Source organism: Pseudomonas sp. (assembly GCF_026224925.1).
GTDB lineage: Bacteria > Pseudomonadota > Gammaproteobacteria > Pseudomonadales > Pseudomonadaceae > Aquipseudomonas.
The window spans coordinates 1-9009 of record NZ_JAMFRV010000337.1; the positions used below are offsets into that span (position 1 = coordinate 1).

Annotated in this window: 7 protein-coding genes; 2 read left to right on the forward strand and 5 right to left on the reverse strand. The window is 56.8% G+C overall.

Going from position 1 to position 9009, the window contains the following annotated elements; genetic code table 11:
- Window positions 1-288: PA2169 family four-helix-bundle protein (locus M0974_RS14760; RefSeq protein WP_297837983.1), on the forward strand; the 288-nt coding region annotated here is incomplete at its 5' end.
- A 65-nt stretch (window positions 289-353) separates the two neighbouring features.
- Here M0974_RS14760 and M0974_RS14765 read toward each other — a convergent pair.
- Window positions 354-1886, reverse strand: coding sequence for a sensor domain-containing diguanylate cyclase (locus tag M0974_RS14765; RefSeq protein WP_297837986.1), 1533 nt, complete (start codon window positions 1884-1886; stop codon window positions 354-356).
- A gap of 354 nt (window positions 1887-2240) precedes the next feature.
- On the opposite strand from M0974_RS14765, the gene M0974_RS14770 reads away from it, so the two are divergent.
- Window positions 2241-3500: an aspartate carbamoyltransferase gene (locus tag M0974_RS14770; RefSeq protein WP_297837989.1), complete on the forward strand. Its 1260-nt coding sequence runs from the start codon at window positions 2241-2243 to the stop codon at window positions 3498-3500.
- Here the strand turns inward: M0974_RS14770 and M0974_RS14775 are convergent.
- From M0974_RS14775 to M0974_RS14790, 4 genes are all read right to left on the reverse strand, one after another.
- On the reverse strand, window positions 3484-4812 hold the full coding sequence (locus tag M0974_RS14775) for a heavy metal sensor histidine kinase (protein ID WP_297837997.1): 1329 nt from the start codon (window positions 4810-4812) through the stop codon (window positions 3484-3486). The genes M0974_RS14770 and M0974_RS14775 overlap by 17 nt on opposite strands.
- 25 nt (window positions 4813-4837) lie before the next feature.
- Window positions 4838-5512 (reverse strand): heavy metal response regulator transcription factor, encoded by a 675-nt coding sequence (locus tag M0974_RS14780; RefSeq protein WP_297837991.1) that lies wholly within the window; start codon window positions 5510-5512, stop codon window positions 4838-4840.
- 10 nt (window positions 5513-5522) lie between these two features.
- A complete protein-coding gene (locus M0974_RS14785) occupies window positions 5523-8633 on the reverse strand; it encodes a multidrug efflux RND transporter permease subunit (protein ID WP_297837994.1) in 3111 nt (1036 codons plus the stop codon).
- A partial coding sequence (locus M0974_RS14790) for an efflux RND transporter periplasmic adaptor subunit (RefSeq protein ID WP_367279019.1) occupies window positions 8630-9009 on the reverse strand: 380 nt, incomplete at its 5' end. The genes M0974_RS14785 and M0974_RS14790, both read right to left, overlap by 4 nt.

The window sequence follows — 9009 nt, forward strand, 5'->3', positions numbered from 1 at the left end:
GCGTTGGGTGGTGACCCGGACGATTCTTCCAGCGTAGGTGCTTCACTGCACCGTGCATGGGTCGACTTAAAGTCGGTTGTTACAGGTAAGAGCGACGAAGCCATTCTCAACGAGGTTGAGCGCGGTGAAGATCATGCGTTGAAGGCTTATAAAGAAGCGCTGAAAAAGGCAACTGAGAAAAACCTGCCGCCCAGCGTCATCGCACTGATTCAAGAGCAGCTGGCCGGTACGCAGCGCAATCACGACCAAGTGAAAGCCATGCGCGATCAGGCACGTGCAGCAAACTGATCAGCGTAAGCAAACACAAAAAACGCCAGCCAGTCTGGCGTTTTTTATGAGGTGGAGCACTTGGTTCAAGCGGGCCTGGGGAGCGGGTTGAAGGCCGGTGACACACCACATTCAACCCGGTTACGGCCTTTGCGTTTTGCCTGGTACAGAGCCCTGTCTGCGACACTAATCAGCCCGCCAAGCGTATCACCCGGTTGACTGAGTTGAGAGGCAATGCCGATGCTCACGGTGATAGGCTGGTCGTCGTTGGCAAAGCGCGGCAGAGCCTCAATGGTGGCTCGTATCGATTCGGCAATGATAATCGCGCCGTTGAGTGGGGTTTCGGCCAGCACCACTGAAAACTCTTCGCCGCCGTATCGCGCAGCGAGATCGCCTGGGCGCCGAATACGTTGCTGGATAGCCGTTGCCACCTTACGTAACGCTTCGTCGCCCCCGTGATGGCCGTGGCGATCGTTGAACGCCTTGAAATGGTCGACATCAATCATCAGCAATGACATCGGCTTGCCCGACCGCAGTCCGCGTGCCCATTCTGCTTTTATCACCTGATCGAGCCGGCGACGATTGGCTAGGCCGGTGAGGCTGTCAGTGGCAGCGAGTTCGGCCAATTCATATTCAGCTTTTTGGCGCAGGCTTAATTCCCGGCCTAGCAGGAATGTCAGCCAGAGGATGCCAAAACAGAGAATGCCTGTGGCACTGCCCACCAGCCATGCATTGCGCAGCCATATTGCATACACCTCTTCCAGAGACTGGCCGACCACCACTATGAGCGGCAAACTTCCGACCTTGGAGAAGGTGTACATCCGCTCCGTGTTGTCGAGTGTCGAGACGCTGACAAAGGTGCCGGCGCCCTCCAGAAGGACGCGCTTGAAGTTGGGACTTTGGCTGAAGTCTTCGCCTATCAGGTCTTTTGTGCCGGTATTAGGTTGTCGCGCCAGCATAAAACCGTGGGTGTTGATTAAATTAACGTTGCTATCCCGGCCAATATTCAGGCTTTTAAATAGCTCTTTGAAGTACACCAGACGCATCGCTCCGGAGGCAATGCCCTGGAACTCGCCATCAGGGGAGGACATTCTGCGGCTGAAGCTGATGCACCAGTCTCGATACCCCGAATGTAATTTAAACGGGTCACTGATCAGTAGGTCCAGGTTAGAGTTGTCCCGGTGGGCCCGGAAATGCGCGCGATCGGCGAGGTTGATGGTTCTGGGTTTGACGGACAACGAGTCGGCGAGGGTGTCGCCATTTTTGTCCAGCAGGAGCAACTCTCCCTTGTAAGGTGCAGCCGTTGAACGGTCGAACAACACCAGTTGGCGCATCGGTGGCGTAAGGTTGCGTATCTCGGGTCGTTGCCAAGAGGAAATCATGCCTTGTAGCGATGTGTCGTATAGCTCTGTGTTGCGTTGAACGTCCGCGTCAATCAGCTGAACGATATTGGACGCTGAGCGGGCAGCGAAATCCCTCGCGCTGGCGCGTTCGCGGATCAGCAGCGAGGTGACAATAGCCACAATAGCGATGACCGCTAATGCACTGCCGAAAATCAAAATAATTTCCGGTCGCGACCGTCTGCCTGACGTTATGTGGAGGGGGGGAATCGAATTCATGGGTGAGATCTGATTTGACTGAGCTTTAATGGTTTTCTAAGTGACTGATTTGAAACTGATTAGTGGATCTAACTAAGGACTTTTAAAAACAGATAAGTCTATTTGATAAAAATGATATTTCGCGGGGTTGAATCAAAGTGCTTTTTGACAATTATTGCAAGTCGGACGTGTCTTGATCTCTTGTGCGAAACCAGAGCGGCATGGGTTGAATCACAAGGGTTGCGCGCCTTAACAGAATCAACAGCCGCGTTCCACAGGATGCCATTGTATACGCTCTGCGTATTAGCTGCGGCTTGCATTTTGTTGTATCTCTCTGGAAAATGCGCACGGCGTACATTCTCGAGAGGGTTGGTGATGAGTCTTCAGCAGCAGGATTTTCTACGCGATGCGATGCGTCGTTTGGGTTTGACGCGCGATGCGTTCGTGAGTCGCATTGGTGTGTCTCGCAGGGCGCTAGATACCTGGTTGTTGCCTGATGAGTCGCCCGAGTCACGAAAAATGCCGGAGATAGTGCAGCGCTTCGTTTCTGAAATAAGTGCTCAATCTGGATCGCCGGTTAATACGCTGCCCATAAACGGTGTTGAAGGAAATCGACGAGGACTGTCAGACGGCGCGGCGCATCTGCTATCAGTCGATCAATTTTCCCGGGAGTCGGTAGAGGCACTGTTACGAGTGGCGGACATCATGCAACCCATCGCTCATCGGCAGAAGTTCACCCGCGTGTTGGAGGGCGCGGTATTGGCCAATCTATTTTTTGAAGCTAGCACTCGCACGCGTTTGAGCTTCAGTTCGGCCTTTTCCCGGCTCGGAGGTTCGGTGTGTGACACAACAGGCTTTACTTTTTCGTCCATGGCCAAGGGTGAGTCGATTCGCGATACCAGTCGCGTGATCAGCGGTTATGCCGATGCAATTGTTGTGCGTCATCCAGAACAGGGCTCGGTTGCCGAGTTCGCTCAAGCCGCTGTCGTTCCGGTCATCAATGGCGGCGATGGTGTGGGTGAACATCCGAGCCAGGCGTTGCTCGATCTGTATACGATACAGCGCGAGTTTGCGCGCCTGAACAAGACCGTGGATGGGGCCCATATTGCGTTTGTAGGTGATTTGAAATATGGGCGAACGGTGCACTCGCTGGGCAAACTGCTGGGGCTCTACAAACATCTGAAATTTACCTTTGTTTCGCCGCCCTCGCTTGAGATGCCCGGCCATATTGTCGAGGCGTTGGCCATGGGAGGGCATGATGTCGAGCAGACCCACGATCTGAAAAGTGGGGTAAAGGGCGCTGATGTTATCTACGCCACCCGGATTCAAAAGGAGCGCTTCAACGTTGAAGAGACACTGGAGGGTTACAGCGCAGACTTTCAGATCAACCAAGCGCTGGTCAACGCACAATGTGCTGCGGATACGCTGATCATGCACCCACTTCCCCGTGACAGCCGATCAGGCGCGAATGACCTGAGCACCGACCTAGACCAAGACCCGCGTCTGGCGATATTCCGACAGACGGACAATGGTATCCCGGTCCGCATGGCGATTTTCGCCACCTTGCTAGGTGTTGAAAACCAGATCGAACAGTCAATGCGAGACGTCGCCTGGGGCCTCAGAACGGCAGGTTGATGCCGAACGTGTTGGTGCCTTGCTGGCTGTGCACAAACACGGTGCCGCCGTGCATCAGGGCGATGGCTTTGACGATGGCCAATCCCAAACCATGGTTGGCACCGCTGTTGCTGCGTGACGCGTCTACACGGTAGAAGCGCTCGAACAACATCGGCAAGTGTTCGCTGGCAATTTCGGCGCCGGGGTTGGCGACGCCGATGCTGACGTGGTCGTCTTCGGTCTTGATGTCGACCCGAATCACCTGTCCGGCCGCCGTGTGTTGCACCGCGTTGTGCAGCAAGTTAATCAACGCCCGTCGCAGGTGGGCTTTTTCAATGCGTACGCTGGCGTCGCCAACCACCTCGACCCGGACGTGCGCGTCTTCGAGAATGAAGTCCAGGTACTCCAACGTGGTCGCGACTTCTTCGGCCATCGACGTGGAGGTGAGTTCGGTGGCCTTGCTGCCTTGATCGGCACTGGCCAGAAACAGCATGTCATTGATGATCGAGCGCAACCGCTCCAACTCTTCGAGATTTGATTGCAGCACCTCAAAGTAGTGTTCGGCCGAGCGCCCGCGGGTCAACGCCACTTGGGTCTGGCCGATCAGATTGGTCAGGGGTGAACGCAGTTCATGGGCGACGTCAGCATTGAACGACTCAAGCCTCGAATACGCGTGTTCCACCCGCTCCAGAGTGGAGTTGAACGAGGTTACGAACTGATCCAGTTCTGGCGGCAGTGGCGACAGCTGCAAGCGCCCGGACAACCGTGGAGGGGCCAGTTTTTGGGCCTCCAGCGACAGACTGACCAAGGGCTTCAATCCGATCCGCGCCACCCAATAACCGAGTGCCGAGGCCAGCACTATGCCGATGGCTGCGAGGCTGATCAGCGCACTCAACAAAGAATGTTGAGTGTGCCAAAACGTGCCGGTATCGATCCCTATCAGAAAGCGTAGTGGCGGACGTTGGTCCAGCGCCGGGAATTGGCTGACCAGTACTTTAAGCGGGTATTCATGGTCGGCCAGGTTCATGTCGCGCATGCCCAGCGGACCTTTGGCGAAATCACGAATAGCCTCAGACGGGTTACCGAATTCATAGAGCGGACTATCGCTGATCACCCAAAATCGAATGCGTTTGTCGTCTTCGCTGAGTAACTTCAGTTTGGCGGTGATCTTCGCCCATTGCTCCGGCGTGCCGAAACGTGTGACCGTTGATTGCAGCACGCTGTAGCGCGCATCCACCTCGGCTGCTGGCAGTTGGGCCAGACCTTTATTGACCTGCCAGTACAGCGCCCCGCCGATGAGTAAAAACACCAGCAGCGCCACCAGCGCAAACATCCCGCTCAGGCGCAGGGCGATCGAGTTAGGCACTGCGGTTCTCCAGCACGTAACCCATGCCGCGAATGGTGTGCAGTAGTTTATGCTCGAAGGGTCCGTCCAGCTTGGCGCGCAGGCGTTTGATCGCGACCTCGACGACGTTTGCATCGCTGTCGAAATTGATGTCCCAGACCATTTCAGCGATCGAAGTCTTTGACAAAATCTCGCCTTGGCGACGAGCCAATACGCTCAGCAAGGAAAACTCTTTAGCGGTCAAATCCAGTCGGATCCCGCCACGAGTGGCTTTGCGGCTGATCAAGTCGACCCACAGGTCAGCGATGCTGATTTGTACCGGTTCATGGCCACCACTGCGGCGGGTTAACGCTTGCAGGCGTGCCACCAACTCCAGAAAGGAGAACGGTTTGCCCAGGTAATCATCGGCTCCTTCACGTAAGCCACGGATGCGGTCGTCGACGTTTTCCCGGGCAGTCAGCATGATCACCGGCGTCTGCTTGCGGGCACGCAAAGTGCGCAGCACGCCGTAGCCGTCCAGGCCGGGAAGCATGACGTCGAGAATGATCACCGCGTAATCACTTTCCAGCCCCAGGTGCAGGCCTTCGATGCCGTCACGCGCCAAGTCCACGGTATAGCCTTGTTCAGTCAGACCGCGATGCAGGTAATCGGCGGTCTTTTCTTCGTCTTCAATAATCAGCACGCGCATGGGGCGACACTCACTTGTCTATAGCCAGAACCGGCGCTGGCTCAACTGCCGGTTTAGGTTTGCGCCGATGAAACAGTCGTTCCAACTGCAGGTAAATCACGGGTGTAGTGAACAGCGTCAGTGCCTGGCTGACCAGCAAGCCGCCGACCACGGCAATGCCCAGCGGTTGGCGCAACTCCGCACCAACGCCGTAACCGAGCATCAGCGGCAAGGCACCGAGCAGCGCTGCCAAAGTGGTCATGATGATCGGGCGAAAACGCGTCAGGCACGCTTCGAAGATCGCGTCTTCAGGGCTCAGCCCACGGTTACGCTGTGCATCAAGGGCAAAGTCGACCAACAGGATACCGTTTTTCTTGACGATGCCGATCAATAGCACGATGCCGATCAAGGCCATGATCGAGAAATCTTGACCCAGCAACCACAGCAGCAAGAGCGCGCCGATACCGGCAGAGGGCAGGGTAGAAATGATCGTCAGCGGATGCACAAAACTCTCATAGAGCACGCCAAGAATGATGTACACCGCCACCAGCGCTCCGAGCACCAGCCACGGTTGGTTGGCCAGTGAACTTTGAAATGCCTGCGCCGCGCCTTGGAAGTTACCAATGATCGCATTAGGCATGCCGATCTCGGCCTTGGCCTGATTGAGCATGATCACGGCATCGCCCAGCGCGACGCCTGCTGCGAGGTTGAAGGACAGGTTGGCAGCAGGGAACATGCCGTCGTGGCTAATAGAAAGCGGCCCAACGGTGGGCGCATCGACTTTGGCCAAGGCTGACAGCGGGACCATTTCGCCACTGAGCGGTGAACGCAGGTAGAAATAATTCAAGCTCTCGGCCTTACCGCGTTGCTGCGCGTCGAGCTCAAGAATCACCTTGTATTGGTTAATGTCGGTCTGGAACTCATTGATTTGCCGTTGCCCAAAGGCGTCATAGAGCGCTTGGTCGACATCGCTGGTGGTCAGTCCGAAACGCGCGGCCGCGCTGCGATCAATGCTGATATGGGTGATGCTGCCACCCAACTGCAAGTCGTTGGAGATGTCGCGAAACGCCGGATTTTCTCTCAGTTTCTCCGTTAGGCGCTGGGTCCAGGTGTTGAGTAGTTGTCCGTCATTGCTTTTGAGCACGTACTGGTACTGGGCGCGGCTCGGGCCGGAGCTGAGGTTGATGTCTTGCCCGGCACGCAGGTACAGGACTATGCCGGGGACTGTCGCCAGTTTCGGTCGTAGACGGTCGATGAACTCACTGACGGAAACATCGCGGTCGCTGCGGTCTTTCAGGGAAATCCAGAAGCGCCCATTGGCGATGGTCTGGTTGCTGCCGGTCACCCCAACCGAATGCGAGAACGCCCGAACCGCGGGGTCTTCACCGACGATTTTTGCCAACGCTATATGTTTTGCGACCATGTCCGGGTAGGAGATATCGGCGGCGGCTTCGCTGGTGCCAAGCACAAAGGCGGTGTCTTGTACCGGAAAGAAGCCTTTTGGGATGAACACATAGCCACCGATAGCGAGCATCAGGGTTATGAAAAAGATGCTCAGCATCACCCGTTGGTGCACCAGCGCCTTGCGCAAGCCGCGTTCATACAGCGCCAATAAGCGCTCGCCGAAACCGGGTTTGGCATTGGGGTCGTGTTTGGGCGCACGCATGAACAGCGCGGCGAGGGTGGGCGCCAAGGTCAGCGAAACCACCACCGAAATCAAAATCGTCGCGGTGGCTGTGAGGGCAAACTCCTTGAACAGTCGCCCCACTACGCCACCCATGAACAGCAGCGGGATAAAGGCTGCCACCAGAGAAAAACTGATCGACACCACGGTGAAGCCAATTTCGCCGGAGCCCTTGATCGCAGCCTCGCGCATGCCTTCGCCAGCTTCCAGGTGTCGGTGAATGTTCTCCACCACCACAATCGCATCGTCGACCACAAACCCTACGGCCACCACGATTGCCACCAACGTCAAGTTGTTCAGACTAAAGCCGGCGATATACATCATGGCGAAACTGGAGATCAGCGAGACGCCCAGCACCGCGCTGACGATCAGCGTGGCAGACAGTTGGCGCAAGAACAAAGCCATGACCGCGATCACTAACAGGACGGCGATCAACAGAGTGATTTCAACTTCGTGCAGGGAGGCGCGGATGGTGGTGGTGCGGTCGACCAGCGTCGCCACCTCCACCGAAGCCGGCAGCATCTCTTGTAAGCGCGGCAACTCGCGCTGAATACGATCCACCGTGTCGACAATGTTCGCGCCTGGCTGGCGGAACACCACCACATTGACGCCCTGTTGATCGCCGCTCCAGGCTCTGACGTAGGCGTCCTCCGAGCCGTTGATCACCCGTGCGACATCCTTGAGGTGCACCGGCGCGCCATTCTTGTAGGAAACGATCAGTTGGTCGTAATCCTGGGCCTGAAACAATTGGTCGTTGGAAGAAATGGTCGACACATTGTCTTTGCCATAAAGCGCGCCTTTGGCCAGGTTCAAGCTGGTTTGTTGCAGGGCTACGCGTACATCCGCCAGCGTCAAACCGAGGGCGGCCAATTTTTCCGGTGCCGCTTGTACCCGGATCGCCGGACGTTGCTGGCCGGTAATGCTGACTAGACCTACGCCGTCAATCTGGCTGAGCTGCCGCGCAAGCAAGGTTTCGGTAACGTCACTGAGTTGGCTGCCGGGCATCAGGTTTGAACTGACGCTGAGGATCAGTACCGGGCTGTCAGCAGGATTGACTTTACGCCAGGTGGGCAGGCTTGGCAGGTCGGCGGGCAGTCGGCCTGCCGCCGTGTTGATCGCCGCCTGCACCTCCTGCGCTGCCGTATCGATGCTTTTGTTTAGGGTGAATTGCAGGGTCAGGTTGGTGGAACCCAGCGCGCTGCTGGAAATCATTTGAGTGATGCCAGGTACAGCGCTGAACTGAACTTCCAGCGGCGTCGCCACCGAGGAGGCCATGGTTGCCGGACTCGCACCGGGCAAGGACGCGGTGACCTGGATCGTCGGAAATTCCGCTTCAGGCAGTGGCGCCACGGGCAGCCGTGGGAACGCGATCAGACCGAGCAACACCATGGCAAATGTCAGCAGTAGGGTCGCGACCGGATGGTCCACGCACCACGCAGAGGGGCCTTTGCCTTTCATCGTGCAGTCTCCAGCGCAGCGTTCTGGTCAGCCGGTTGATTGCTCTGGATGTCAACGCGCGAGCCGGGTTTAAGCCGCGATTGACCGTCGCTGACCAGCACATCGCCAGCTTTCGGTCCTTTGATCAGCGTCAGGTTGCTGTCCTGATACAGCACTTCAACCGGTACGACTTCAACCTTGCCGTCGTTTACCCGGTAGGCAAAATGGTTGTCGATGCCACGTTGAACCACTTGTGGCGGGACTTTCAGGGCGTCGCGATCTACCGCCGTCTGAATCCGGATAGTCACCAATTGCCCAGGCCACAGCTTCTCGTCGGGGTTGCTGAATTCGGCTTTGGCGCGAATGGTGCCGGTGTTGGCCGCCACCTGGTTGTCGA